The 24,569-nt window shown below is 64.2% G+C and carries 23 protein-coding genes and 1 pseudogene; 22 read left to right on the plus strand and 2 right to left on the minus strand.

Annotation, left to right across the window (positions count from 1 at the left end; genetic code table 11):
- Nucleotides 1-83 precede the first annotated feature (83 nt).
- Nucleotides 84-1,388: a phage tail protein gene (locus BMZ79_RS03750; protein WP_090636644.1), complete on the plus strand. Its 1,305-nt coding sequence runs from the start codon at nt 84-86 to the stop codon at nt 1,386-1,388.
- A gap of 175 nt (nt 1,389-1,563) precedes the next feature.
- Here the strand turns inward: BMZ79_RS03750 and BMZ79_RS03755 are convergent, their stop codons facing one another.
- Nucleotides 1,564-3,117 (minus strand): glycosyltransferase family A protein, encoded by a 1,554-nt coding sequence (locus BMZ79_RS03755; RefSeq protein ID WP_090637128.1) that lies wholly within the window; start codon nt 3,115-3,117, stop codon nt 1,564-1,566.
- Between the two features lie 191 nt (nt 3,118-3,308).
- Between BMZ79_RS03755 and BMZ79_RS03760 the strand changes: the two genes are divergently transcribed.
- The 4 genes from BMZ79_RS03760 to BMZ79_RS03775 all read left to right on the plus strand — a co-directional run bounded on the left by BMZ79_RS03760 (nt 3,309) and on the right by BMZ79_RS03775 (nt 6,627).
- Nucleotides 3,309-4,172: a glycosyltransferase family 2 protein gene (locus tag BMZ79_RS03760; protein ID WP_090636646.1), complete on the plus strand. Its 864-nt coding sequence runs from the start codon at nt 3,309-3,311 to the stop codon at nt 4,170-4,172.
- Between the two features lie 52 nt (nt 4,173-4,224).
- On the plus strand, nt 4,225-5,364 hold the full coding sequence (locus BMZ79_RS03765; protein WP_090636647.1) for a DegT/DnrJ/EryC1/StrS family aminotransferase: 1,140 nt from the start codon (nt 4,225-4,227) through the stop codon (nt 5,362-5,364).
- Nucleotides 5,361-6,044: an acetyltransferase gene (locus BMZ79_RS03770; protein WP_090636649.1), complete on the plus strand. Its 684-nt coding sequence runs from the start codon at nt 5,361-5,363 to the stop codon at nt 6,042-6,044. The genes BMZ79_RS03765 and BMZ79_RS03770 overlap by 4 nt, the downstream gene beginning before the upstream one ends.
- 178 nt (nt 6,045-6,222) lie before the next feature.
- Complete coding sequence (locus BMZ79_RS03775) at nt 6,223-6,627, plus strand: YciI family protein (RefSeq protein WP_090636650.1); 405 nt, start codon at nt 6,223-6,225, stop codon at nt 6,625-6,627.
- Nucleotides 6,628-6,764: 137 nt separating this feature from the next.
- Here BMZ79_RS03775 and BMZ79_RS03780 read toward each other — a convergent pair whose 3' ends face one another.
- Complete coding sequence (locus BMZ79_RS03780) at nt 6,765-7,466, minus strand: C40 family peptidase (RefSeq protein ID WP_256252533.1); 702 nt, start codon at nt 7,464-7,466, stop codon at nt 6,765-6,767.
- 326 nt (nt 7,467-7,792) lie between these two features.
- Here BMZ79_RS03780 and BMZ79_RS03785 point away from each other — a divergent pair, with 326 nt between their 5' ends.
- The 17 genes and pseudogenes from BMZ79_RS03785 (at nt 7,793) to BMZ79_RS03860 (ending at nt 24,320) form a co-directional block, all read left to right on the plus strand.
- Nucleotides 7,793-8,158, plus strand: coding sequence for a hypothetical protein (locus tag BMZ79_RS03785; RefSeq protein WP_090636652.1), 366 nt, complete (start codon nt 7,793-7,795; stop codon nt 8,156-8,158).
- 111 nt (nt 8,159-8,269) lie between these two features.
- Nucleotides 8,270-8,665: a YkvA family protein gene (locus BMZ79_RS03790; RefSeq protein ID WP_090636654.1), complete on the plus strand. Its 396-nt coding sequence runs from the start codon at nt 8,270-8,272 to the stop codon at nt 8,663-8,665.
- 279 nt (nt 8,666-8,944) lie between these two features.
- Nucleotides 8,945-9,841, plus strand: coding sequence for a L,D-transpeptidase family protein (locus BMZ79_RS03795; protein ID WP_371263623.1), 897 nt, complete (start codon nt 8,945-8,947; stop codon nt 9,839-9,841).
- Between the two features lie 408 nt (nt 9,842-10,249).
- Entirely contained in the window at nt 10,250-11,230 is a 981-nt protein-coding gene (locus BMZ79_RS03800; RefSeq protein ID WP_090636658.1) for an aldo/keto reductase, read from the plus strand.
- 106 nt (nt 11,231-11,336) lie between these two features.
- Nucleotides 11,337-12,251 (plus strand): aldo/keto reductase, encoded by a 915-nt coding sequence (locus BMZ79_RS03805; protein WP_090636661.1) that lies wholly within the window; start codon nt 11,337-11,339, stop codon nt 12,249-12,251.
- 355 nt (nt 12,252-12,606) lie between these two features.
- Complete coding sequence (locus BMZ79_RS03810) at nt 12,607-13,335, plus strand: amino acid ABC transporter ATP-binding protein (protein ID WP_090636663.1); 729 nt, start codon at nt 12,607-12,609, stop codon at nt 13,333-13,335.
- 93 nt (nt 13,336-13,428) lie between these two features.
- On the plus strand, nt 13,429-14,322 hold the full coding sequence (locus tag BMZ79_RS03815) for a transporter substrate-binding domain-containing protein (protein WP_090636665.1): 894 nt from the start codon (nt 13,429-13,431) through the stop codon (nt 14,320-14,322).
- 80 nt (nt 14,323-14,402) lie between these two features.
- On the plus strand, nt 14,403-15,056 hold the full coding sequence (locus tag BMZ79_RS03820) for an amino acid ABC transporter permease (RefSeq protein ID WP_090636667.1): 654 nt from the start codon (nt 14,403-14,405) through the stop codon (nt 15,054-15,056).
- Between the two features lie 63 nt (nt 15,057-15,119).
- On the plus strand, nt 15,120-15,770 hold the full coding sequence (locus BMZ79_RS03825; protein ID WP_090636669.1) for an amino acid ABC transporter permease: 651 nt from the start codon (nt 15,120-15,122) through the stop codon (nt 15,768-15,770).
- 99 nt (nt 15,771-15,869) lie between these two features.
- Nucleotides 15,870-17,174: an ATP-binding protein gene (locus BMZ79_RS03830; RefSeq protein ID WP_090636671.1), complete on the plus strand. Its 1,305-nt coding sequence runs from the start codon at nt 15,870-15,872 to the stop codon at nt 17,172-17,174.
- Between the two features lie 3 nt (nt 17,175-17,177).
- A complete protein-coding gene (locus tag BMZ79_RS03835) occupies nt 17,178-18,080 on the plus strand; it encodes a response regulator (protein WP_090636672.1) in 903 nt (300 codons plus the stop codon).
- Between the two features lie 269 nt (nt 18,081-18,349).
- Nucleotides 18,350-19,333 carry a LacI family DNA-binding transcriptional regulator gene (locus BMZ79_RS03840; protein WP_090636674.1) on the plus strand — a complete coding sequence of 328 codons (984 nt, stop codon included), beginning with the start codon at nt 18,350-18,352 and terminating at the stop codon, nt 19,331-19,333.
- A gap of 5 nt (nt 19,334-19,338) precedes the next feature.
- Nucleotides 19,339-20,274, plus strand: a complete 936-nt coding sequence (locus BMZ79_RS03845) for a carbohydrate ABC transporter permease (RefSeq protein ID WP_090636676.1) — start codon at nt 19,339-19,341, stop codon at nt 20,272-20,274.
- Nucleotides 20,275-20,286: 12 nt separating this feature from the next.
- Nucleotides 20,287-20,406: pseudogene (locus tag BMZ79_RS35555) on the plus strand (pentapeptide repeat-containing protein); the annotation flags it as partial.
- Between the two features lie 192 nt (nt 20,407-20,598).
- Nucleotides 20,599-21,333, plus strand: coding sequence for a carbohydrate ABC transporter permease (locus tag BMZ79_RS03850; RefSeq protein WP_256252534.1), 735 nt, complete (start codon nt 20,599-20,601; stop codon nt 21,331-21,333).
- A gap of 135 nt (nt 21,334-21,468) precedes the next feature.
- A complete protein-coding gene (locus BMZ79_RS03855; protein ID WP_090636680.1) occupies nt 21,469-22,944 on the plus strand; it encodes an ABC transporter substrate-binding protein in 1,476 nt (491 codons plus the stop codon).
- Nucleotides 22,945-22,973: 29 nt separating this feature from the next.
- Nucleotides 22,974-24,320 (plus strand): sulfatase family protein, encoded by a 1,347-nt coding sequence (locus BMZ79_RS03860; protein ID WP_090636682.1) that lies wholly within the window; start codon nt 22,974-22,976, stop codon nt 24,318-24,320.
- Nucleotides 24,321-24,569: the final 249 nt, after the last annotated feature.

A 24,569-nucleotide genomic window follows, 5' to 3' on the forward strand; every position in this document is an offset into this window, starting at 1 on the left:
CAACGGCAAGCAAGGCAAGACAGGCGGCGGATAGGGAATCCCGCAGCCGCCGATTTTCATTCGAAGAAAGGAGGTAACGACGCATGTCGATCTTATCTACGGGTCCGATCGCGAACGATCCCGTGAACGGCGTTTCGCCGACGCAGCTGGTTACGATCAAATTGGACAACCGTGACAACGCGAACACCGGCTTCGTGCTGATCGAGGGCTACTTTTTGACTTCGACGCGCGTGCTGTACGTGCAGGAACTGGTGACGCTCGGACCGAACGGCGTCGTCACCAAGTCGTATTTCGCGGGGCTTAGCGCGATCGAATTCGTGTTTACCACGAGCGGGTTGGGCGCGGACGGCATCCAAATCTCGCTCTGGGGCAAGGACGCGGGCGGCCAAATGGTAGCGGCGCACCGGTTCGTATCCGGCGAGCTGCTCGGCTCCGCCATCGGCGGCGTTCAAGGCCCTGCTGGCCCGCAAGGACCGCAAGGCATGCAAGGGCTTCAAGGACTCCAAGGGCTTCAAGGCACGCAGGGAACGATCGGTCCTCAAGGAACCGCGGGACCGCAAGGCAGCCAAGGACCGCAGGGTACCGGGGCGCCTGGACCGCAGGGCGACGCCGGGCCGCAGGGCGATCAAGGGCCGTCCGGCGACCAAGGGCCGCAGGGCACCGGGGCGCCGGGCCCGCAGGGCGACCAGGGTCCGCAGGGCGCGCAAGGACCGCAGGGCTCCGGCGCGCAAGGCGAGGCAGGACCGCAAGGCGATCAAGGCGACGCCGGTCCGCAGGGCGACCAAGGACCTCAAGGAACCGCGGGAGCGCAAGGCGCGGCAGGTCCGCAAGGCGCAGTAGGGCCGCAAGGCGCGCCCGGACCGCAAGGCGACCAAGGCGACGCCGGTCCGCAGGGCGACCAAGGACCGCAAGGAGCTACGGGAACGCAAGGCGCGGCAGGACCGCAAGGCGACCAGGGCGACCAAGGCGACGCCGGTCCGCAGGGCGACCAGGGACCGCAAGGCGTAACCGGTGCGCAAGGCGCGGTTGGGCCGCAAGGCGACCAGGGCGACCAGGGCGACCAAGGCGATCAAGGCGACGCCGGTCCGCAAGGCGACCAGGGACCGCAAGGAGCTACGGGAACGCAAGGCGCAGCCGGACCGCAAGGCGACCAGGGCGACCAAGGCGATCAAGGCGACGCCGGTCCGCAAGGCGACCAAGGTCCGCAAGGCGTAACCGGTGCGCAAGGCGCGGTTGGGCCGCAAGGCGACCAGGGCGACCAGGGCGACCAAGGCGACGCCGGTCCGCAGGGCGACCAAGGACCGCAAGGCGTAACCGGTGCGCAAGGCGACCAAGGACCGCAAGGCGCGACGGGTGCGCAAGGCGACCAAGGTCCGGCAGGACCGTAACGTACGGCGGTTTCACGATTATTGTTTCGGCAATACGGAACGGCTCGGCGGTTCGATGGAACCGCCGGGCTTTTTTTTGCTGCCGTCCTATTCGAAGCTTACAACGCGAACTACCCCGCTCCCGCGGGGTTGTTCGGCTTATGCATGCCGACGCGGCCGACGCGGCCGGCGCGGCTCAAGGCACGATGACGATCTTCTCCTTGCAGGACGCGATCATCGCGGCGTAGCGGATGCACGTCTCGACGTCGTCCCCCGGCTCCATCGGCCACCACCGGACGGCACCCGTCGGCGCTTGGGCGGCGCAGCCTTCCAGCCAGTCCGGAATGCGGCCGACGACGACGATCTGCGCGTGCTTATAGCCGGTGCGACGACCTTTATCCAACTCACGGATCAGCTCGGGATGGTCCGTATCCGGTTCGGAATAGGGGAGGGGGAACAGGATCGCGGGCCGCGAGCCGTCTTCGTCCGCGACGTGCGCGGTCAGCCGCGCCGGATCGTCCGCCGGTGTTTGCCATACTCTGCGATACGGGAACGGCCGCTCGGGGATGCCGAGCTGCCGCAGACGTGCCGCGATGCGCGGCTCGTACGTCCGGTTCAGCTCCTTGACGAGCGCCTGGATCTGCTTGTTGCGCCGGAAGGTCGTATTGCCGCTGCTCGCGTTGCGGTACTGGACGTAGAGCAAGTCGGGCACGGCGACGAAGCGGGTGCACAGAAACGTGCGCACGAGCAAATCGTAATCGTCGGCGACGAGCAGCTCGCTCCGATGGCCGCCGGCCAGGTGGTAGCAGTCCCGCGTCCACGCCCGCGGATGGTTCGGCAGGCCGACGAGGTGTCGCAGCGTGCTCGCGTTCATCGTGGAATGCTTCTGAACGTTCTGCCACCGGTTCATGCCGCGCAGCCATACCCGGTAATGCAGGCTGTAGCCGAACCCGCAGTCCCAGCCGTACCAATGCGCGCGCAGCGTCTCGTCGTAAACCTCGGCGCAGTCCCCGTACGCGAAGCCGCAGTCGGGATGCCGCCGGAACGCCTCGACGAGCTTCGCCAGGCAGTCCGGCATCAACTCGTCGTCATGGTCGACTTCGACGAGAATTTCGCCCGCGCACAGGCCGGCCGCGTACCGCTTGATCGCGCCGATATAGCCGCTGCGGTCGTCCTGCCGGTACCGGCGGACGCGGGGATCGGCGAGCGGCAGCAGGTGCTCCCGGTACGTCTCGTCGCCGTCGCCCGAATCGTCCACGATGACCCATTCCCAGTTCGCGTACGTTTGCTTCAGGAGGGATTCGTAGGGACGGCGGATCTTCTCCTCCGACCGGTAAGCCGCGGTGAACACGGAGACGAGCGGCGTATCGGACGCGAAGCGAGACGGCGGGATGGGGCGGTTCTCCGGCAGCGGATCGGTGGCCTTCAGCCAGCAGTAAAACAGCTGGTCGGGCCCGACTTCGTCCGGCGTCCGAAAGTGGAGCCACCGCCGCTTCTCGTGAACCGGCAGCGCGGCAAGCGCGGGGAATTCCCGCCAGTCCTCGCCGATCGACGCGTAGACGCGGGGGGCTCGCGGCCCGGACTCGGCTAACGGCCGGTCCGCTTCGTATCGCTTCGCGGCGATATGGCGTTCGGCCAATCGCTCGATAAGACGCTGCAGCCGCTGGTCATCCTCGGCCGTCCCGCCGGCGGCGAACAGATGGGCCGTCAGCAAAGGCGTTTTCTCTATTGAAGTTGAAGGCGAAGGCATGGGCATGGGCACTCTCCTTTTTCGGCAGTCCGAGCCTCGAAGGCTGCGTTTCTATTATATGTATGTCCCCGCCGATGCGAGGGTCACCGCGAATGGACGCGCGTCCGCCGAACCTTCCCGCGGAAAATCGCATATGAATAACCAACTCTATTCATTCGTTCGCCGAAGGCGATAGAAAGGCAGGGCACCGCGTGGATAATCCGCTCGTCAGCGTCGTCATTCCCGCCTACAACCGGCCGCATACGCTGCGGATCGCCCTCGACAGCGCGCTTGGGCAGACGCACGCGAATCTCGAGGTCGTCATCTGCGACGACAGCTCGAACGACGGCGTGCAGGAGATGATCGGCGACTATCTCCGGGCAGATTCCCGCGTCCGTTATTACCGGAACGAGCGCAATCTGTTCGTGGGCAATTGGCATAAGGGCTTCGATTTGGCGAAGGGCGATTATATCAATTACTTAATGGACGACGACGTCTTCCACCCGGAGAAGCTCGAGCGGATGCTGCGCTTTTACCGGGAATTCGGCGACATCGCGCTCGTGACGTCCTACCGGCAGACGATCAACGCGGCCGGCCAGGCGCTTCTTCCGCTTCAGGCGACGGCCAGGCTGTACGGCGAGACCCGGATCATGGCGGGCCGGGCGCTGGCCGATTACGCCATGTCGCGGTGCTTGAACGTCATCGGCGAGCCGACGACGGTGCTGTTCCGGAAAGCCGACCTCACCGACAAATTCGGCGTCTTCGGGGGCAAGCAGTATACGCTGCTGAACGACATGGCCGCCTGGCTCCATCTGCTGGGCAAAGGCCGGGCCGTATACATGCCGGAAACGCTCAGCTATTTCCGCCTGCATCCGAGCCAGAACAACCAGACGCTCGGACGCACGGCGTTCGCCGAGTGGCTGGACCTCGCGGTCGCGGCGCGGGCGAACGGTTTCCTGCGGGACGACGCCGCGTACCGGTCCGCTCTCGAGGCGTTCCTCGGGCGAATCCGAGGCAGCGCCGCCTTCGCCGAGGACGCCGCGCGCGCCGGGGAGATTTTGCGCGAATTGGACTGAACGCGCCGATGGGTCAGGCGGCGTACGAAGCGATGCGGAAAGAAGGCTGGCTATGTTCGACATCCCGTTCCTGCGGCCGAATTTGGTCAAGAAGGAAACTTATCTGCCCTACCTGGAGCAAATCGAAGCTTCGCGGATCTATTCCAATTACGGCCCGCTGAACGGCCTGTTCGAGGAGCGCGTCCGCGACCGCCTGTTCGGCGGAACCGGCGGCGCCGTGACGATGCACAACGCGACGGTCGGACTCATGCTCGCGATCGACCAGAGCCGCCGCCCGGGCGGGGAGTTCGCGATCATGCCGAGCTTCACGTTCGCCGCCACGCCGCTCGCCGCCAAGTGGTGCGGCCTGACGCCGTATTATCTCGACATCGAGCCGGACACGTGGCAATTGGACCGGGCGCGGCTGGTTGAGGCCGTCGACCGGCTGGGCGACCGGGTGGCGGTCGTCGTGCCGTACGCGCCTTTCGGCACGGCCATCGACTTGGCGCCGTACAAGGCGCTGCAGCGGCGCGGCATTCCGGTCGTCGTGGACGCCGCCGCCAGCTTCGGCACGACGGAGCCCGGGACCGGCGCGCACTTCGGCCAAGGCTTCGACGGCTCGGTCGTCTTCAGCTTCCACGCCACGAAGTCCTTCGGCGTCGGCGAAGGCGGCCTCGTATACAGCGCGAATCCGGTGCTCGCCCGGCGCGTCCGGCAGGCCGGCAATTTCGGCTTTTCCGGCGCCCGCGAGTCCGTCCTGCGGGGCTTGAACGGCAAAATGTCCGAGTATGCCGCCGCCATCGCGCTCGCGACGCTCGACGCGTATCCGGCGAAGCAAGCGGCTAGACGGGGCCTTCTCGGCCTGTACGCGAAGCTGCTGGCGGAGGCGGGGCTCTTCGCGGACGGCTGGGCGATGCAGCGGCTCGCGGGCGGCGTGGCGCCGCAATTCATTCCGGTTCTGGCCCCCGAAGGCCGGCGCGGCCAAGACGTCGTCGCGGCGCTCGCGCGGCGCTCGATCGAGGCCCGCACGTACTTCTCGCCGGCCTGCCACCAGCAGCCGCAGTTCCGGGACGACCCGCGCGGCGCGCTCGACGTCACCGAACGCGTCGCGTCGCGCATCGTCAGCCTGCCGCTGTGGGAGGAGATGGACGAGGCGGTCGTCCGCGCGGTCGTGGAGGCGCTTCGCGGCATGGGCGGGGAAACGGCGTCATGAGCGATAACGGGAACTTCCTTCGCGGCGGCATCGTGATCTGGGGGGCGGGCGGGCATGCGCGCGAGACGCTGTGGCTGTGCGAGGAGCTCGGCGCGGCCGTCCTCGGCTTCTTGGACGAGCGGCCGGAAGCGAAAGGCGGGATCGTCGAGGGCTTGCCGATTCTGGGGACGCTGGCGGACATCGAAGGGCTGCGGGACGAGGCGCTGCTGGTCTGCGCGGGCGTCGGCGATCCGGCGCTCAAGCGGCGGTTCGCCGAGGAGACGGTCCGCGCCGGCTTCCGCGCGGCGCCGCCGCTGATTCATCCGCGGGCCGCGGTCAACCGGCGAACGCGAATTGGCGACGGCAGCGTGATTTTCGAGGGCTGCAGCGTGTCCGGCAACGTCGCGATCGGGGAGCACGTCATCGTCAACCGGTGCGCGAGCATCAGCCACGACGCGGTGATCGAAGCGTATGCCACGATCGCGCCCGGCGTCCGGCTTGCCGGCAACGTCTTCGTCGGCGAGGGCGCTTACGTCGGCATCGGCGCGTCGGTCCGGGAGAAGCGCCGCATCGGCCGATGGTCCGTCGTCGGAGGCGGCGCCTTCGTCAAGGACGACGTGCCCGAGCGGACGATGGCGGCCGGCGTGCCGGCGGAAGTGAAGAAACGGTTGGACCGCGAGGAAGGGAAGCGGCCGGAATAAGACGTGGAGAAAGCCGCGGCAATCGCGGCTTTTTGGCGCGGGTTCGGGTATAATCGGGATACAAGCACGCAGGCGCGATTTTTTTGTCCGTCGCGTCGATTCGGCCGCCGGCCGTTCGTCGTTCTTATGGAAGCGCAAGAGCGCCGATCCGAATCCATTCGCAAAAGGAGAATGAATCATGCTATTCGTATGCCTGGGTTACCTCGATCGCGAAGCGATGGACGCCCGCCCGAAGGCGGAGATCGAAGCGGTCATGGCCCAATGCGGGCCGCATCTCGAGGAGCTGTACGGCACCGGCCGGGTCTTCCTCGACGCCGGATTGGATGCCGCCGGCAAATCCGTCAGGCGGGCGGAAGGCAAGACGGTCGTGACCGACGGCCCGTTCATTGAATCGAAGGAAATGATCGGCAGCGCGTTCTTCGTCGAAGCGGAGGATCTGGACGAAGCCGTCCGGATCGCGTCGCTGCATCCCGCCGTGCGGCTCGCCGAAGGCGAGGCGTTCGGCTGGGGGCTTGAGGTCCGGCCCGTCCATTACTTCGAACGCAGAGATCCGCAGCGCCAGGAATCTCGGAAACAGCCGTAAACATCCGGCTCACGGGAAGCGCGAAAAAGACCCGCAAGCGGGCACGATCCGTCGTGTCCGGCTTGGGGTCTTTTTCGCGATGCGGTCATGGCGCGCCCGGCAAGGAACGAACGCGCCGTGCCGATCGGCACGGCGCGTTAGACGCGCTGGCCGCGGATGTAATGGCTCTTCCAGTACGAGCTGTTGAAATCCGAGACGACGACGCCTTCGCCCGGCAGGTTGTTGATGAACCGGCCGTTGCCCATATATATGCCGACGTGGTTGATTTGCCCCGGCTTGCTGACGCTGAAGAAGACGAGATCGCCGGCCTTCAGCTGGCTGCGCGACACGTACGAGCCGATCCTGGCTTGGGCTTTCGAGCCCCACGGAATCGATTTGCCGTTCAGCTGGAACACGTATTGCGTGAACGAGGAGCAGTCGAATACGAGCCGCTTCTGATCGCGTTCCCCGAAGACGTATCTCACTTTGCCGAGGTACGATTTCGCCGTGTTGACGATGGCGCTGCCCGAAGCGCCGCTGCTCGGATTCGGCTGCGGCTTGCCGGATTCTTGGACCGTGACGTACGAACGGGACACGTAGCCGGTGCGGCCGTTATAGTCGACGAGCACCCAATAGTTGTTCGCCGCTTCGACGGGAAGCACGGTTCCGGCTTTGACGAAACCGATAATCGAAGCGCTCGTGCTCTGGCCGGAGCGGAAGTTGACGCCTTTGTTGACGGTTGCCGTCGCGACGGGCGATGCCGACGCGGACGACGCGAATCCGCCGATCGCGGATAGGGCCAGGCCCAGGCTTAACGTGATGACAGCCGCCGATTTTCCAAGGTGTTTCTTAAGACGCATGGTCGTAGATGGCCTCCTTATGTATCGTGGGATGGAATCCTTGCTTGTCCTACTCTACCATAGCCAGGTCTGCCACCATTTACCTGCGAAGGATGAAGCTGACGCCCGCGCTGGAGAAATCACCATTTATTAGAACTTCATGAGAAAAATTAAGAAATCATTCCTTGACAGGAAATAAACGCTCAAGCCAGCATAATTTCGCCAATCTATCGCCGATGGAACCGATCGCCAAGGGGAAGCGGCGCTTGACATTCGCCGGCAGTAGGCATACATTTGTATACATAACATATTGTATACGATTGTATACGAAATGAGGAGGCATTAACATGCGAGACGGCAGGCATGGCCCCAGAGGGCCTCATGACCACCGCGATCATCGCGGGCACCGGGGACCCGAGCATGACGAACGGGGCAAGCACCGGTTCCAGAGCGCGCAGACGTTCCGCCGGGGGCGGGCGATCGCGTTCCTCGAGCGGCTGCAGGTTCGGCGTTCGACGCTGCTGCGGCAGCTGAACCAGCCGGAATACGACGCGATCAAGCCGATCATCAGCGGGGAGCTGAAGGCGACCGACGCGATTATCCAAGAGTTCATCCATACGTTCGAGCTGCTGGAAGCCGAGCCCGCCAAGGATCCGGCCAGCAAGCCCGAACAAGGCGGGGAGAGCGCGGGATCGGATCCGGAAGGCGGCTGAGGAACCGCGGACCGGCGCGGAGCTTCCAAGCTTCCAAGATTCCAGTCCCGCTGCCGCCATGTCTCTGCTATACTTCTGAATGCGAGGCATTCCGTTCGAGGAGAGATGCGTGTGGCGGCACGGCTGAAGGCTTGGGCCAAACGGCTGAAACGGCAAGTATTCGTGCTCTATTACGCGTATCGCGACGAGCGCGCCCCTTGGCTTGCGAAACTGGTTTCCGCGTGCGTGGTCGCGTATGCGTTCAGCCCCGTGGACTTGATCCCGGATTTCATTCCGGTGCTGGGCTATTTGGACGACGTGATCTTGATTCCGCTCGGCGTGATGCTGGCCCTGCGCATGATGCCCGAACCGGTGCTTGAAGCCGCGCGAACGAAGGCGGACGAGCGCTTGGCGGCGGGGAAGGGGAAGCCGAAAAATTGGTTCGCCGGCCTCCTCATCGTGGTGGTCTGGCTGGCGGCCGCTTGCGGCATCGCGTTATTGTCGTTCTACCGCTTGAAGGGCGGCTGAACGGCGGACGCCGCCGCGCATGGCGGAACCGATCGACGATACGAAGGCAGCCGGGGATCCGGCTGCCTTCGTCGCGTTTGCCCGCTATGCGCCTGCTATGCGCCTGGGATACGCGAGGCAATGACTCGGCCGTATCATGCGCCTCCGTTCCGCATGCGCGTCGCGAGGCTAAAGATTATTCCAAATCCGCGTCCGGCATGGCAAAGACGCTTCTCTCGGTTCATATAGTGAGTCATGGACTTTCTATTCGAACCGAAAGCGAGGTTGTCCAGCACGAGCATGAAACGAATGCATTGGAAAGCCGGTCTCGCCGCAATCGCCGGTTTGCTGCTGTGGAGCGTCCTGTTCGCGGCGCCGGCGAGCGCGGCGGCAGCGAAGAACCAGTTGATTATCGTGAACAAGCAGACGAACGAATTGGCCTTTTTCGAGAACGGCGCGCTGGTCAAGACGTTCCCCGTCGGCACGGGCAGAACGCCGGACCTGACGCCCGAGGGCACTTTCCCGATCGTGAACAAGATCAAGAACCGGCCGTATTACAAGGATCACGTGCCCGGCGGGGATCCGCGCAATCCGCTCGGCGACCGCTGGCTGGGGCTCGAGGTCGACGGCACGCACGGCACGACGTACGCGATTCACGGCAACAACAATCCGAAGTCGATCGGACATTACGTCAGCGCGGGCTGCATCCGGATGAACAACGACGCGATTCATTGGCTGTTCCCGCAAATCGAGCTCGGCACGAAGGTCGTCATCACGTCGTCCGGGCATACGTTCGCCGAGATCGCGGCCGAGCACGATTATCCGGTCTGGCAGCATTACGAGGGCAAGCTGTCGCTGAACGGCCAGGCGCGGACGCTGAGCCGCGACGTCATCGTCGCCGACTCGCGCGTCTTCGTCCCGATGCGGGAACTGTTCGAGCTCCTGGGGGCGAGCGTCGCGTGGGACGGGGAGACGAAGACCGTCACCGCCGCCATCGGCGGCCGGACGATCACGCATGCGCCGCAGACGGGCACGGTGACCGTCGACGGCAGGACGATGTCCATCGCGCCGTCCCTCGTCGCGTCGAACGCCGTGCTGCTGCCGGTCCGCGGCATCTCCGAGCTGATCGGGTACGACGTGAGCTGGGACGGCCGGGCGAAGGAAATTCGTCTGACCGCCAAAGCAAGCACATCCTGAATACCCGCGGCGCATGCCGCGCGGGCAGCCGAAGGAGAACGTCATGGGGCTTTCGGCCGCTCGGGCGGCCATGTCCGCAATGGAGAGGCGGCCGGTCGGCCGCCTCTTTGCCGTTTTTCGCCGCGCTCTCCGCCGCGCGTTCCCGCGCTCTGCGGCGGATTTCCGCGGAAGCGGTTCGGTTCGGGTAAGTAAGTAACAATTATTTCACTTCTTCTCGCGCCGGGACAGGTTCTCTATAATGGATAGTGGCAACTCGCGGGCGGGCGACCCAAGCGCGGCTGAACTCGAAAGCGCTTTTTCAGCCGGCGCCGCCGTCCGTCCGAGCCGAACGAAGCTGTTCGTCGCACCCGTCGCACGGATCTCCGGGACGAACCGGAGGAATCGAATCACGAATAGGAGGCATCGCGGATGAAGTACACCTATTTGGGAAAGTCCGGCTTGAAGGTCAGCAAATTATGCCTGGGCACGATGAATTTCGGCCCCGAAACGGACGAGCAGGAATCGTTCCGGATTATGGACGCCGCCTTGGACGCGGGCGTCAATTTCTTCGATACGGCCAACGTGTACGGCGGCCAGGGCAATCGGGGGAGAACCGAGGAGATCATCGGCCGCTGGTTCGCGCAGGGCGGAGGCCGCCGGGAGAAGGTCGTCCTCGCCACCAAGGTGCACAGCAACATGGACGACGCCTTGGACGGGCCCAACATGACGAACGGGCTGTCCGCCTACAAAATCCGCCGCCATCTGGAAGGCTCGCTCCGCCGCTTGAACACGGATCACGTCGAGCTCTACCAGATGCACCACGTCGACCGCAACGTCGGCTGGGACGAGCTGTGGGAAGCCTTCCAGGTCCAGATCAACCAAGGCAAGATCGGCTACGTCGGCGCCAGCAATTTCGCCGGCCGCGATTTGGTGAAGGCACAGTACGAAGCGAAAGCAAGACATCATCTCGGCCTCGTGTCCGAGCAGCATAAATTCAGCCTGTTGTGCCGGCTGCCGGAGCTTGAAGTGCTCCCGGCCGCGCAGGATCAAGGCATCGGCGTCATCGCCTGGAGTCCGCTGGACGGCGGCCTGCTGGGCGGCAACGCGCTCAAGGCGTCCGGCGGCTCGCGCAGCACGCGTTCGCAGGAGCGGGTCGACGCGCACCGGAGCAAGCTCGAGCAGTTCGCCAGCCTGTGCCGCGAGCTCGGCGAGAGCGAAGCCAACGTCGCGCTGGCGTGGACGCTCGCGCATCCGGCCATGACGGCGCCGATCATCGGGCCGCGGACGCTGGCGCAGTTCCAGGATACGCTGCGCGTCGTCGACATCGCGCTGTCGGACGAGACGCTGAAGCGGCTCGACGAGATTTTCCCGGGGCCGGGCGGCGAAGCGCCGAAGGCTTACGCGTGGTAACGGAACGTCCTCAACGATGTAAACGCTAAGAATACGAATGTCATCGTCCGAGCGATGCATGGCAAAGCGATTCGAGTACGATTCAGATTTAAAAGGAGGCATTCCCATGACAACGCTGCAAACTTCGACCCTCGGCCGGACCGGCCTCGAGGTCACCCGGCTGGGCTTCGGCGCGATGGAAATCCGCGGGCCGCGCATTTGGGGCGGTCGCCCCGTCGCGGACGGGGAGGCGGACCGGATTCTGAACGCCGTCCTCGACGCGGGCATCAATTTCATCGATACGTCCTACGACTACGGTTTGAGCGAGGAATACATCGGCCGCTTCATCAGCAAGCGCCGGAGCGAATACGTCCTCGCGACCAAATGCGGCTGCACGGTCGTGAACGCGGGCGATCATGACGATACGCCGCACGTATGGACGCGGGACAACCTGCTCCGGAACATCGACGTGAGCCTGAGCCGGATGAAAACGGACTACGTCGACTTGCTGCAGCTGCACAATCCGACGCTGGACCAGACGGAAGAAGGCAGCCTGATCGACGTGCTGAAGGAGATCCAGGCATCGGGCAAGGCGCGCTGGATCGGCATCTCCTCGACGCTGCCGCATCTGCCGGCGTACATCGATACCGGCGTCTTCGATTCGTTCCAAATTCCGTATTCCGCGCTCGAGCGGGATCACGAGAACCTGATCGCCAAGGCGGCGCAAGCCGGCGCCGGCACGATCATTCGCGGCGGCGTCGGACGCGGCGAGCCGGGGCACGGCCTCGGCAACCAGGACCGCTGGGCCTTCTGGGAGCAGGCGAAGCTCGACGAGCTGCTGGACGAAGGCGAGAGCCGGACCGGCTTCATTCTGCGGTTCACGCTCAGCCACCCGCAGCTGACGACGACGATCGTCGGCACGAAGAATCCCGAGCATCTGGCCGAGAACATCCGCATCGCGGAGAGAGGGCCGCTTGCCGCGGACGTGTACGAAGAGGCGAAGCGGCGCCTGAGCGCCGCGGGCCAGCAGCCCAAAGCGTAAGACCGGCGATGTCGTCTTGATTCTCTACCTCTTCTTATCAGATTGATCGCGTCGCCAATCCGCCCGTTCGGGCGGATTTTTTTTGTTCTCGCCGCTTGTCGGACGAGCGGCTCCGGTTGCCGCCGGGTTTCCGGCGCGTTGCCGGCCGCGCCTTCATTCGCCGCGAGACGCCCGGACGCATCGAATATGACGTCGGAATTGCCGCTCGAAGGCGGTTTTTTTCGTGATTTTACGTAGGATTCGGTCGGATCGCGTAGGAGGGCCGTATCGTGGACCTAACATCGCGTGATTTTACTTGACATGACTCGTCCATCGGCCGGGCAAGCCGCGGCCAGGGCGGAAAGGAGGAGGTTCGATGATTGCGTTCGAGCAAGTCGAGAAGCATTTCGGCGACTTTCATGTCCTGAAGGGCATCGAGCTTCGCGTCGAGCCGGGCGAGGTCGTCGTGGTCGTGGGCCCGTCGGGGTCGGGGAAGAGCACGCTGCTCCGGTGCATCAACCGGCTGGAAACGATCTCGGGCGGCAGCTTGACCGTGCTCGACGTCAAGCTCGGCGACAAGGGGACCGACATCAATCGGCTGCGGCGGGACATCGGCATGGTGTTTCAGCATTTTAACCTGTACCCCCACATGACCGCCCTCGGCAACGTCTCGCTCGCGCCGATGAAGGTGCTCGGACAGCCGCGGGCGGAAGCGGAGGCGACGGCGAGGCAGTACCTGGAGAAGGTCGGCATCGGAGACATGGCGGACCGGTATCCGGCGAAATTGTCCGGCGGCCAGCAGCAGCGCGTCGCCATCGCGCGGGGACTCGCGATGAAGCCGAAGATCATGCTCTTCGACGAGCCGACGTCCGCGCTCGATCCCGAGATGGTCGGCGAAGTGCTGGACGTCATGAAGGCGCTCGCGCGGGAAGGGATGACCATGGTCGTCGTCACGCACGAGATGGGATTCGCCCGCGAGGTGGCGGACCGCGTCGTGTTCATGGACCACGGTCGCATCCTGGAGGTGTCCCCGCCGGAGGTCTTCTTCGAGCAACCAAGGGAAGAGCGGGCGCGCGCGTTTCTTAACCGGGTGCTTCATCATTAGCCGGTCCTTGCCGATCGCGGGGTCCGCGGCATGCCCGCCCGCGCATGGCACGAGATTCCGTTCACGTTCAATCATGGAGAGGGGATAGGTAAGATGAAACCAAGAAAATGGCTGTTTGCCTGCGTCCTGACGACTTTGATCGCGGCGATCGCGCTTACCGGCTGCGGCGCGAAGAACGACACGAACGCCGGATCCAACGGCGCATCGAACGGCAACGCGGCGAGCGGCGACGCGGCCGGGAACGCCGGCGGCGACCAGGCGGCGGGATCGTCGGCGCTCGACGCCGTCAAGAGCCGCGGCAAGCTCGTCGTCGGGGTCAAGTTCGATACGAAGCTGTTCGGCCTGAAGGACCCCGCGAGCGGCAGCGTCGAAGGCTTCGACGTCGACATCGCCAAGGCGCTCGCGAAGGAAATCGTCGGGGACGAGACCAAGATCGAGCTGAAGGAAGTCACGTCGAAGACCCGCATCCCGATGCTCAACAACGGCGACATCGACATGATCGTCGCCACGATGACGATAACGGAGGAACGGAAGAAGGAAGTCGACTTTTCGGACGTATACTTCAAGGCGGGCCAATCGCTGCTCGTGAAGAAGGGCAGCCCGATCAAGAGCATCGACGATATCAAGAAAGGCACGAAGGTGCTGGCCGTCAAGGGCTCGACGTCCGTGGACAACATCAAGGAGAAGGCGCCCGACGCGACCGTGCTGGAATTCGACAACTACCAGGACGCGTTCAGCGCCCTCAAGGCCGGCCAGGGCGACACGCTGACGACCGACAACGCGATTCTGTACGGCATGGCCGCGCAGGATCCGAACTACGAGGTCGTCGGCGAGCCGTTCACCGACGAGCCGTACGGCATCGCGATCAAGAAGGGCGAAACCGCGCTCCTGGACGCCGTCAACGCCGGGCTGAAGAAGCTGAACGACAGCGGCGCGTACAAGGAGATTTACGAGAAATGGATCGGCGAGACGCCGGCGGCGAATTAACGTAAGCAAGCGCGAAGCGCGACCGGCCTCGCCGCCGGCGCGCTTCGCGCTTGCCCGATTCGGGCGGAAGGAGGGATACGATGCCGGATCTGTCGATTTTTACGGACCATTTCGGGTTATACATGAAAGGCTTCGGCAACACCGTCCTATCGAGCGTCATCGCCCTGCTCGGCAGCTTCGCGCTCGGGACGGTCGCGGCCGTCTTCCGCATCTCGGCCGTCAAGCCGCTGCGGTGGGCGGGGACCGCCTTCGTCGAGTTTATTCGCAACATTCCGATCCTGCTCGTCGTCTTCGCGTTCTACTACGGGCTGCCGACGCTGGGGGTTACGCTGAGCGGGTTCGCCTGCGGCACGATCGGCCTGACCGTATATACGGCGTCCTTCGTCGCCGAAGCGATCCGCGCGGGCATCCTGAGCGTGCCGGCCGGGCAGTCGGAAGCGGCCAGGGCTTCGGGCATGAGCTACGCGCAGACGATGCGCCACGTGGTGCTGCCGCAGGCGATCAAGATCGTCGTTCCGCCGCTCAGCAACCAGTTCATTAATCTGGTTAAGAATTCCTCGGTGCTCGGCGTGTTCGCCGGCTTCGACCTGATGTACTACGGCGATCAAGTGGCGAGCAAGACGTACGCGACGTTCGACACGTACCTGTTCGTCGCGGCGCTCTACCTCGTCCTGACGCTGCCGCTCAGCTGGGCGGCGCTCCGGCTGGAACGCCGCTGGGCGCGAAACGGCTAGCATTTCCGCGAACGGGCGCGGGGCCGCCAAGCCCGTCAATTCCGATATTAGGAGGATCGAAGGATGGACATCGCCGGCGCATTCGCCTACCATAATCTCATCTTTATCCTCAAAGGCTTCAGCATGACGCTTTGGGTCGCCTTCGTCGCGATCGTCGCGAGCTTCGCGCTCGGCGGCATCGCCGGGACGCTGCGCTATATGCGCATTCCGGCGGTCTCGCCGGCGATCGGCGCGGTCGTCGAGATCATCCGCAACCTGCCGCTGCTGCTCATTTTATTCTTCACGTATTTCGCCATGCCCGACGTGGGCATCAAGCTGAGCGTCACGAGCGCGGCGATCGTCGGCTTGACGGTCTTCGAGGCGGCCATGATTTCGGAAGTCGTGCGCGGCGGGCTGAACGCCGTCCCGAAGGGCCAGATCGAAGCCGCGCGCTCGTCGGGGCTCACGCGATCGCAGACGATCCGGTACATCGTGCTGCCGCAAGGGCTTCGGGCCATGGTGCCGCCGCTCGTGAGCCAATTCATCTCGCTCCTGAAGGACACGTCGCTCGCCATCGTCATCTCGCTGCCGGAGCTCATGCATAACGCGAAGATCATCATCGCCCAGCAGTACGACTATACCGTTCCGGTGCTCGCGGTGGTTGCCGTGCTGTATTTCGCGGTGAATTACGCCTTGTCGATCGCGGCGCGGCGGCTCGAGAACAAACGCGTCTAACGCCTTCCGGGGAACGGCGCGCCGCGGGCTAGCCCGGATTCCGAAGGGCGCCGCGTTCGCGCGCGCCGGCCGCGCCGCCGGGCAGGCTCATGGGAGTGGGTGCCTATCGCTATCGCGAAGCCATACGGATCCAAAACCGAAAACACGCAAATCGCCGTCCTCGCCGTCGTCGTCGCGGTGGCGGGCGAATTCAAGATCAACCCGTTCAGCGGCGACCTGTTCCGCATCGGTCTCGGCAGCAGCGCCTTCCTGTTCCTGCTGCTCTTCATGCGCCATCTGCCGTTCCGCAGGACGGGAATCGCCGTCGGAGCGACGGTGCTGCTATTTCGGGTCACGCTCGACGGCGCGGCCGAGGGCGCGGAGTTCTCGCTGCCGGGCAGCCTGCACGTCCATTTCTCCGCGATGCTGTATTACGTCGTCTTCGGGGCGGGCATGGCGCTCGTGCAAAGCCGGCTGAAGCAGCTGGATCCGCTCATTCTCGGGGCGTGCGCGACGCTGATCGACATCGTCTCCAACGAGACCGAGCTCCTGTCGCGGAGCCTCGCCTTCGGCCTGCCCGTATTCCGCGCCGACCAGATCGGCGTCATTTCCTTGATCGCGGCGGTGCGGTGCTATTTTACGGTCGGCATCTACAGCAGCATCGCGGTGAACCAGATGCGCGTCGTGCAGGCCGAGCAGCAGAAACGGCTCGAGCAGATGATCGGCGTCGGCAGCGGGCTGTACGGCGAAGCATTCTACCTGCGCAAGTCGATGGACGTCATCGAGCAGATCACCGCCAAGAGCCACGACCTGTACGAACGCCTGAACGAGGAAGGGTTGCGGGCGCACGGCCGGGCCGTCCTCGAACTCACGCAGCAAATCCACGAGGTGAAGAAGGACTCGCAGCGCATTTTGGCGGGGCTGACCAAGCTGGTCGACCTCGACCGCGCCGCCGAGATGACGCTCTCGGAGATCGTCGGCCTCGTCGCGAAGTCGAACGGCAACTACGCCATGATGCTGGAGAAGGACATTCGCATGGAAACGGAAGTCCGCGCCGATTATTCGACCCGACACTACATCCCCCTCCTGACGGTGCTGAACAACCTGGCGGCCAACGCGGCCGAAGCGATCGTTACGCGCGGCACCGTGCGTTTCAACGTCTACGAACGGGGGGACGAGACCGTCTTCACGGTCGCGGATACCGGAACGGGCATCGCCGAGCAGGACCGGGACCTCGTGTTCGAGCCCGGGTTTACGACCAAATTCAACCAGGAAGGGACGGCGGCGACCGGCATCGGCCTGTCGCACGTGCGCGACATCGTCGGTTCGTTCGAGGGCAGGCTGCGCCTGCTGACGACGGGGAAGGACGCCTTGACGACGTTCGCGGCGGCGTTCCCGACGGAGCGGTTGAAGAAAGGGGGATAGGCCATGCCGACGTATTGCATTATCGACGACGACGCGGTAAGCAGGCGGATGCTCCAGACGATCATCGAGAAGGGCGGGGTCGGCGAAGTGGTCGGGACGGCGGCGGGCGGCACCGAAGGCGCGCAGCTCATCCTCGACGAGCGGCCCGACGTCGTGCTGATCGACCTGCTCATGCCGGACCAGGACGGCCTCGAAACGATCGCGGGCCTCAAGAAGGCGGGCTACGAAGGCCGGTACGTCATGATCTCCCAGATCGAGAACAAGGACATGATCAGCAAGGCGTACCAGGCGGGCATCGAATTTTATATCCAGAAGCCGATCAACCGGGTCGAGATCGAGGCGGTGCTCGGCAAGGTGAGCGAGCAGTGGCGGATGGCGCGCTACTTGAACGAAATCAAGCAGTCGATCGCGAAGCTCGACCGGCTCGACCCGGAAGCGGCGGGCGAGCGGAAGAAGCCGGGCGCGCGCGAGGTCATGCGGACGATCCTGATGGACCTCGGGATCGTCGGCGAGAGCGGGAGCGGCGATATCGCCGACATGACGGAATACTTGCTGCGCCATCATCGCGGAGGCGGACTTCCGCCGCTCAAGTCGCTGTACGAAGCGTGCATCCGCGCGGGCAATCCGAACGGCGCCGACGCCGAGAAGGAAGGGAAGGCGGTCGAGCAGCGCGTCCGCCGCGCCGTCCTCGCCGCGCTGACCAACCTCGCCAGCATCGGGCTGACGGATTACGGCCATCCGAAGTTCGAGCATTACGCGCCGCTCTATTTCGATTTTCGCGACGTGCGGCTCAAGATGAAGGAGATCGACGAGCAGGCGCTGCAGGAGAAGCCGAAGGTGAACATCAAGAAGTTTCTGCAGGTGTTCTACCTGGAGACGCTCGACAAGCTGAACGGCGCGCAATAACGGCGGCGGCAGCACGAGAGCAAGTTCAAGGATTCCTTGACGAGCGCATCCGATTATAGCCGGGCTTTCCCGTTATTTCAAATTCGCGCTTGACGGACGTCGGTTCGATTGCTAGAATAAACCACAGTAAAGAACTTGGAATTATCAACTAAATACCCGTTGACCGGCCGACCGGAGACACGCGATTCACGCGCTGTCTCCTTTTTTGCGTTTTCCGGTACTCTACCGGAACGATACCGCGATCGGTCGAAGGAGGAGAGAGCCCGAAGATGAACATTCGCAAAATCGCCGAGATGTGCGGCGTGTCGGTATCGACCGTCAGCCGCATTCTCAACAACAGGCCCGACGTCAACGAAGAGACGCGGGAGAACGTGATCCGGTTCATGAACGATCACGGCTTCCGGCCGGCCGTCGTCGCCAACCGGCAGGAGACGGTCGGCATCGTGACGCCGGACGTGTCGTTCCCGGAGTACATGGGGGAGCTCATGAACGGCCTCATGGAGCAAGCCTACGCCGCAGGTTTGTATCTGATGCTCGTGCCCTACCAGGACAGAACGTTCCGGGATGCCGGCGCGGCGGCTCATTTTTGCCGGTCCAACGGGCTGAGAGGCCTGATCGCGATCAACCCGCCGCTGGGGTCTCCGCTGCCCGGCGCGCTCGTCGCGGCCCGTCTGCCCCACGTGGTCGTAGCCGCCTCCTATCCGGACAGCGACGTGTCCTGGGTCGACGTCGACAATGCCGACGGCTGCCGTCAGGCCGTACGCCATCTGCTCGCGCTCGGCCACCGGCGGATCGCGCTGCTGCATCCGCCCATCGCGCACCCGTGCGACGCCGACCGGGCCGAGGGCTACCGGGAAGCCCTGCGCGAAGCGGGCATGGAAGCCGATCCCGGCTGGGCGCAGGAATTGAATCCGCGGCGGGAGCCCGTGCGGGATACGGTCCGCAAGCTGCTGCACGACGCGCGGCCGACGGCGGTGTTCTGCTCGACCTACCGCGGCACCCTGGCCGTCAGCGCCGCGCTGGGGGAACTGGGACTTCGCGTGCCGGCGGACGTCGCGGTCGCGGGCTTCGGCGACTACGACGTCTCCCCGCTCATGAACCCGCCGATGACGACGGTGCACCAGCCGATCGCGGACATCGGCCGAACGGCCGTGGCGGCGTTCGGCGAGCTGCTGCGCCAGACCGACTACGCGAGCATTCAACGGCTGCTGCCGGCGCGCCTCATCGTGCGCGCGTCGACGAAAGGAGCGTGACCGGGATGGCCGACATGAAGGCGGACGCCGGCGCTCGCCCAAGCAAGCCCGGCTTGCTCCGCAAACTATGGCGCGTCCGCCATGCGTATTTCTTCCTCATTCCGATCTTCGCGGTGCTCGGCACGTTCAAATACGGGCCGCTCGTCGTCGCCGCGCAGAAGTCGCTTTTCGATTGGAACGGGGCGAACGTCGACAACTTCGTCGGCTTCGCGAATTACGCGAAGGCCCTGCACGACGAGTCGTTCCGGCGCTCGATCGGCCATGCGCTCGCCCTGACCGCCGGCGCGCTGGCCGAGACGCTCACGCTGCCGCTGCTTGCCGCCGCGCTCGTCTTTCACGTCAAGCGCAAGCGGCTGGCGGAATGGGCGCGCGTGCTGTTCATCGTGCCGCTGATCGTGCCGACGCTCGTCGTCATCAAAATCTGGACGTGGGTGTACGCGAGCCAGAACGGCATCTTGAACGGCCTGCTGGAATTGATCGGCCTGGACGGCTGGACGCATGCCTGGCTGGGCGAAAGCGGCACCTCGCTGTGGGCGCTCCTGTTCTACAATTTCCCATGGATCGGCGGCATCTACTTCCTGATCTATTTGGCGGGGCTGCTGAACATTCCGGCCGAGCTCTTCGAGAGCGGCAATCTGGACGGCATGAGCGTCTGGCAGCGGTTCCGCTACCTCGAGCTCCCGCTGATCCGCGGGCAAATCCGCCTCGTCGTCCTGCTGGTCGTCATCGGCCAGCTGCAAAATTTCGAGCTTCCGCTCGTCTTGACCGGCGGCGGTCCCGGCGAATCGTCGCTGACGCCCGCGCTGTACTTGTACGACCGCGCGTTCGCCTACAACGAGATGGGATACGCGTCGGCGCTCGGGATGCTGCTCTTCGCCGGCATTCTGCTGGTCACGCAGGCGCTGCAAAAGCTGTTCAAATCGGGCGAGACGCCGGGGTAGGAGGGAGACGCGATGAAAGCGAACCAGTCGAATGCCAACGTATCGAATGTAAAGCCGGCGAATGAGAGTCTAGCGGAAGCTGATCTATCGAAAGCCGATCTATCGAAAACGAGCCTGTCAAAAGCACAGCTTTCAGGAGCAAGACGCCCGGAAGCGAACCGACCGGAAACGAATCGCCCGAGAGCGAACCGACCGGAAGCGAACCGACCGGAAACGAACTCGGCGAAAACGAACAGGCCCAAAGCCTTCGCGCTCGGATCCGTTCTCCAATACGCCGCGCTCGCGCTCCTGCTGGCCGCCACCTTGCTGCCGTTCTACATGACGTTGATTAATTCATGGAAGCACCGCATGGATATCTATAAGCATTTTTGGGGCTGGCCCGCGCACTTCTACGCCGATAATTACGTCACCGCCGCCGGCTACCTGCTGCCGTACATGGCCAATTCGATCGTCGTAACCGCCGGCATCACGGCCGCCGTGCTCGTCCTGTCGTCCATGGCGGCGTTCTCGTTCGCCGCCTACGATTTCCCCGGCAAGGGGCTGCTGTACACGCTCGTCGTCATGCTCATGATGATCCCGGGCTTCCTGCTGCTCGTTCCGCAGTTCGTGCTGGTGAAATCGTTGGGCTTGCTCGATTCGTATGCCGGCCAGATTTTCCCGCCCGCCGCGGTCGGCTCCGCGATGGGCACGATGCTGATCCGCGAATTCCTCGCCGGGCTGCCGGCCGGCTTGCTCGAGTCGGCGCAGCTGGACGGTGCCGGTCCGTGGCGGATCTTCAGCCGAATCGCGCTGCCGCTCGCCAAGCCGGTATTGTCCGTCGTCGGCATTCTGACGGCAATCAGCGGCTGGAACAATTACATTTGGCCGCTCGTGATCATTTCGGACGAGAAGCTAAAGCCGGTCATTCTCGTGCTGGGCACCGTCTCCGGCACGGTCGAGCAGGGAACGGGCCTGCAGCTTGCCGGCTACGTGTTCGCGTCGCTGCCGTTTCTCGCGCTGTTCCTGTTCGCGACGAAGCCGTTCATCTCGGGTCTGACGTCGGGGGCGATCAAAGGCTGAAACGGCCCCGCAAATGGCTGATTACGTTCCGGAGGTGTTGAATGCTTCCGGCTTCCGCCCTCGCGGAAGCCGCTGGACGAAGAATTCGCGGTAGGCAGGCGCACGATCATTTTGTACGATAGGAGAGAAACAACCATGACATGGAAACGCATGAACGCGCCGGCGGCGCTGGCGCTCGGCTTCGCGCTGCTCGCGGGCTGCTCGAACGGGAACGGGAATGGGTACGCGGACGGTCCGGCGGCCGGAGGCCAAGCGGACGGTAAGGGGGGCGGCGCCGGGAACGCGAAAGTCGTCGTCTCGTTCACGACGAGCAAGAGCAAAATCGAGGAAGACAACAAGGTCTACGAGGACCTGGTCAAGGCGTACAACGCCGATCCGAACGCGAAAGCCGAAGTGAAGCTGACGCTCGCCAATTGGGGCGACGACGGGACCGCGCAGCGAACCTGGGTCACGACCCAGCTCATCGGGGACAACGCGCCGGATTTGTTCCAATCGAAGTACCTCTGGTCGCAGGAGGATTTCGGCAAAGGACTCGTGACCGAGCTGACCGCCGATCTGGCGCAGCCGAATCCGTACGCCGGCGGAGCGGATTGGCGGAGCTCGCTCTCCGATACCGTCATGGCCAACATGTTCGTGCCCGGGACGGACAAAGTCGCGGGGGTTCCGACGTATTCGGGAACGATCCGGCTGTTCTACAATAAGGATCTGTTCGATAAAGCCGGCGTCACGGCGCTGCCGGAGACGTGGAACCAGTTTCTGGCCGCGCAGGAACAGCTGCAGCGGGCGGGCGTCGCGCCGATGGCCATCGGCTTCGCCAAGCAGGGCGGGGACCGGCCCGACTGGATGCTGCGATATTTGTCCGACCAGACGGTCGAGCAGCTCGTCCCGGGGATGGACCTCGACGGCAACAAGCTGATCGGCTCCAACGAGATCGTGGCGGCGATCGACGGCGGCACGCTCGACTTCGGCAAGGAACCGTGGAAGGACGTCTTCCCGATTCTCAAGGATTGGACCAAGTATTGGCCGAAAGGCTTCAACGGCATTACGCTCGACGACGCGAACGAGATGTTCCTGCGCGGCGACGCCGCGATGACGCTGGCGCCGCCGGATTTCGTCAAGCAGCTGGAGGGGATGAATTACGGCGTCATGCGCGTGCCGTACCTGACGAAGGAGAATCACCCCATGGCCGAGGGCAAATATTACGAGGTCGCTTCCGGCAATCCGGACGGCGTCTACGTGATGCCGAATTCGATCTCGGCGGAGAAGAAGGCGGGGGCGGTCGATTTTCTGATGTACCTCACCTCGCCGTCCGTCCAGAAGCAAATCGCCGAGCGGCTGTACCGGGCGCCGGTGCTGAAGGATGCCGAATTTCCCGACAACATCAAGCCGTTTCTGGCGGTCAACGAGCCGTTCAAGATGAACCTGTTCGGTCCGGCGTTCAGCAAGAATCTGTACGATACGTTCGGCAAGGACGGCCAGCTGTATCTCGACGGGTCGATGTCCTTGGACGACTTCATCGCCAAGATGAACGCGGTGGCGAAGCAGGAAGCGGACGCGCTGAAGCAGTCGCAGGGCTGGAACGAAGCGAACGGCTACGGCACGAAAAAGTAGCGGCAAATCGGCCGCGAAGGGAGAAGCTTATGACGACGAATGGGCAGCGACCGAACATCATCGTATTTTTCACGGACCAGCAGCGCTGGGACACGACCGGCGCGCACGGCAATCCGCTCGGGCTGACGCCGAACTTCGACCGGATGGCGCGGGAGGGCACGCACGCGGCGTACTCGTTCACGTGCCAGCCGGTATGCGGCCCGGCGAGGTCGTGCTTTCAGACCGGCAAGCACGCCACGACGACGGGTTCCTACCGCAACGGCATTCCGCTCGGAACGGAGCACGGCACGCTGGCGGAGCATTTCGCCGCAGCCGGCTACCGGACCGGCTACATCGGCAAGTGGCATCTCGCGGACGAAGAACCGGTGCCGCCCGGCAAGCGCGGCGGCTACGATTATTGGCTGGCGTCCAACGTGCTGGAATTCTCGTCGGACAGCTACGATACCGTCATGTACGACAACGACGGCAACCCGGTGAAGCTGCCGGGCTACCGGGCCGATGCGCTCACGGACGCGGCGATCCGGTACGTCGACCGGAACAAGGACGATCCGTTCTTCCTCTTCTTGTCCTATATCGAGCCGCATCACCAGAATCATCTCGACAATTATCCCGCGCCGATCGGCTATGAGGAGAGGTACGCGGGCAGATGGACGCCCCCGGACTTGGCCGCGCTCGGCGGCAGCTCGGCGCAGCATCTCGGCGGCTACTACGGCATGGTCAAGCGGCTGGACGAGGCGCTCGGCCGGCTCCTCGACGCGCTGCGGAGTCTCGGCTTGGCCGACAACACGGTCGTGCTCTTCACTTCGGACCACGGCTGCCATTTCAAAACCCGCAACGCGGAATACAAACGCTCCTGCCATGACAGCTCGATCCGCGTCCCGACGGCGATCGTCGGCCCCGGCTTCGACGGCGGCGGCCGGCTGAAGCGGCTCGTCAGCCTCGTCGATCTGCCGCCGACCTTGCTCGACGCGGCGGCGATTCCCGTGCCGGGCGAGATGGAAGGACGCTCGCTGCTCGCGTCGCTGCGGAACGAAGACGGCGGCGCGCCGAACGACGTGTTCGTGCAGATCAGCGAGTCGCAAGTCGGCCGCGCGCTCCGCACGGCGCGCTGGAAATACAGCGTCTCGGCGCCCGGCAAGGACGGCTGGACCGACGCGGCGTCGGATACGTACGCGGAGGAGTTCCTGTACGACCTGGAGGCCGATCCCCATGAGCTTACCAACTTGATCGGCTTGGACCGCTACGACGACGTGGCCGCGTCGCTGCGCGCCCGTTTGCTGGAGCGCATCCGCGAAGTCGAAGGGACGACGCCCGCCATCGAACCGGCGGAACGCAAGCCTTCCGGCCAGCGCCGCGTCGCGCTTCGCGAGGTCTGATTACGGATGCCGGCCGGGCATTTCACTCGCCATCGATTTAACGATTTAACTACATTAATTACTTGCGGAGCGGGGTCGACAACCGCCGTTCAACCCGGAACGTGGCCATATGAAGCCGCATCGCTCGCCGTTAGCCGTCCCGTTTTCATCCGAAAACGAGGCGGCTTTTTTTCGTATTCGCGGCCTTGATGCGCACGCGCGAGATACCTCCCGAGTGGTCATAGACGTCATCTATTGCTCCTCTGAAAA

The sequence above is a fragment of the Paenibacillus sp. UNC496MF genome, assembly GCF_900113915.1.
In the GTDB taxonomy this organism is placed as follows: Bacteria; Bacillota; Bacilli; order Paenibacillales; family Paenibacillaceae; genus Paenibacillus_Z; species Paenibacillus_Z artemisiicola.

What these genes read in the sequence shown, in the direction of transcription:
- BMZ79_RS03755 (WP_090637128.1), bottom strand. Translation starts at nt 3,117, where the DNA reads ATGCCTTCGCCTTCAACTTCAATAGAGAAAACGCCTTTGCTGACGGCC.
- BMZ79_RS03800 (WP_090636658.1), top strand. Translation starts at nt 10,250, where the DNA reads ATGAAGTACACCTATTTGGGAAAGTCCGGCTTGAAGGTCAGCAAATTA.
- BMZ79_RS03840 (WP_090636674.1), top strand. Translation starts at nt 18,350, where the DNA reads ATGAACATTCGCAAAATCGCCGAGATGTGCGGCGTGTCGGTATCGACC.
- BMZ79_RS03750 (WP_090636644.1), top strand. Translation starts at nt 84, where the DNA reads ATGTCGATCTTATCTACGGGTCCGATCGCGAACGATCCCGTGAACGGC.
- BMZ79_RS03855 (WP_090636680.1), top strand. Translation starts at nt 21,469, where the DNA reads ATGACATGGAAACGCATGAACGCGCCGGCGGCGCTGGCGCTCGGCTTC.
- BMZ79_RS03845 (WP_090636676.1), top strand. Translation starts at nt 19,339, where the DNA reads ATGGCCGACATGAAGGCGGACGCCGGCGCTCGCCCAAGCAAGCCCGGC.
- BMZ79_RS03785 (WP_090636652.1), top strand. Translation starts at nt 7,793, where the DNA reads ATGCGAGACGGCAGGCATGGCCCCAGAGGGCCTCATGACCACCGCGAT.
- BMZ79_RS03820 (WP_090636667.1), top strand. Translation starts at nt 14,403, where the DNA reads ATGCCGGATCTGTCGATTTTTACGGACCATTTCGGGTTATACATGAAA.
- BMZ79_RS03815 (WP_090636665.1), top strand. Translation starts at nt 13,429, where the DNA reads ATGAAACCAAGAAAATGGCTGTTTGCCTGCGTCCTGACGACTTTGATC.
- BMZ79_RS03770 (WP_090636649.1), top strand. Translation starts at nt 5,361, where the DNA reads ATGAGCGATAACGGGAACTTCCTTCGCGGCGGCATCGTGATCTGGGGG.
- BMZ79_RS03805 (WP_090636661.1), top strand. Translation starts at nt 11,337, where the DNA reads ATGACAACGCTGCAAACTTCGACCCTCGGCCGGACCGGCCTCGAGGTC.
- BMZ79_RS03765 (WP_090636647.1), top strand. Translation starts at nt 4,225, where the DNA reads ATGTTCGACATCCCGTTCCTGCGGCCGAATTTGGTCAAGAAGGAAACT.
- BMZ79_RS03775 (WP_090636650.1), top strand. Translation starts at nt 6,223, where the DNA reads ATGCTATTCGTATGCCTGGGTTACCTCGATCGCGAAGCGATGGACGCC.
- BMZ79_RS03835 (WP_090636672.1), top strand. Translation starts at nt 17,178, where the DNA reads ATGCCGACGTATTGCATTATCGACGACGACGCGGTAAGCAGGCGGATG.
- BMZ79_RS03780 (WP_256252533.1), bottom strand. Translation starts at nt 7,466, where the DNA reads ATGCGTCTTAAGAAACACCTTGGAAAATCGGCGGCTGTCATCACGTTA.
- BMZ79_RS03810 (WP_090636663.1), top strand. Translation starts at nt 12,607, where the DNA reads ATGATTGCGTTCGAGCAAGTCGAGAAGCATTTCGGCGACTTTCATGTC.
- BMZ79_RS03795 (WP_371263623.1), top strand. Translation starts at nt 8,945, where the DNA reads ATGAAACGAATGCATTGGAAAGCCGGTCTCGCCGCAATCGCCGGTTTG.
- BMZ79_RS03825 (WP_090636669.1), top strand. Translation starts at nt 15,120, where the DNA reads ATGGACATCGCCGGCGCATTCGCCTACCATAATCTCATCTTTATCCTC.
- BMZ79_RS03860 (WP_090636682.1), top strand. Translation starts at nt 22,974, where the DNA reads ATGACGACGAATGGGCAGCGACCGAACATCATCGTATTTTTCACGGAC.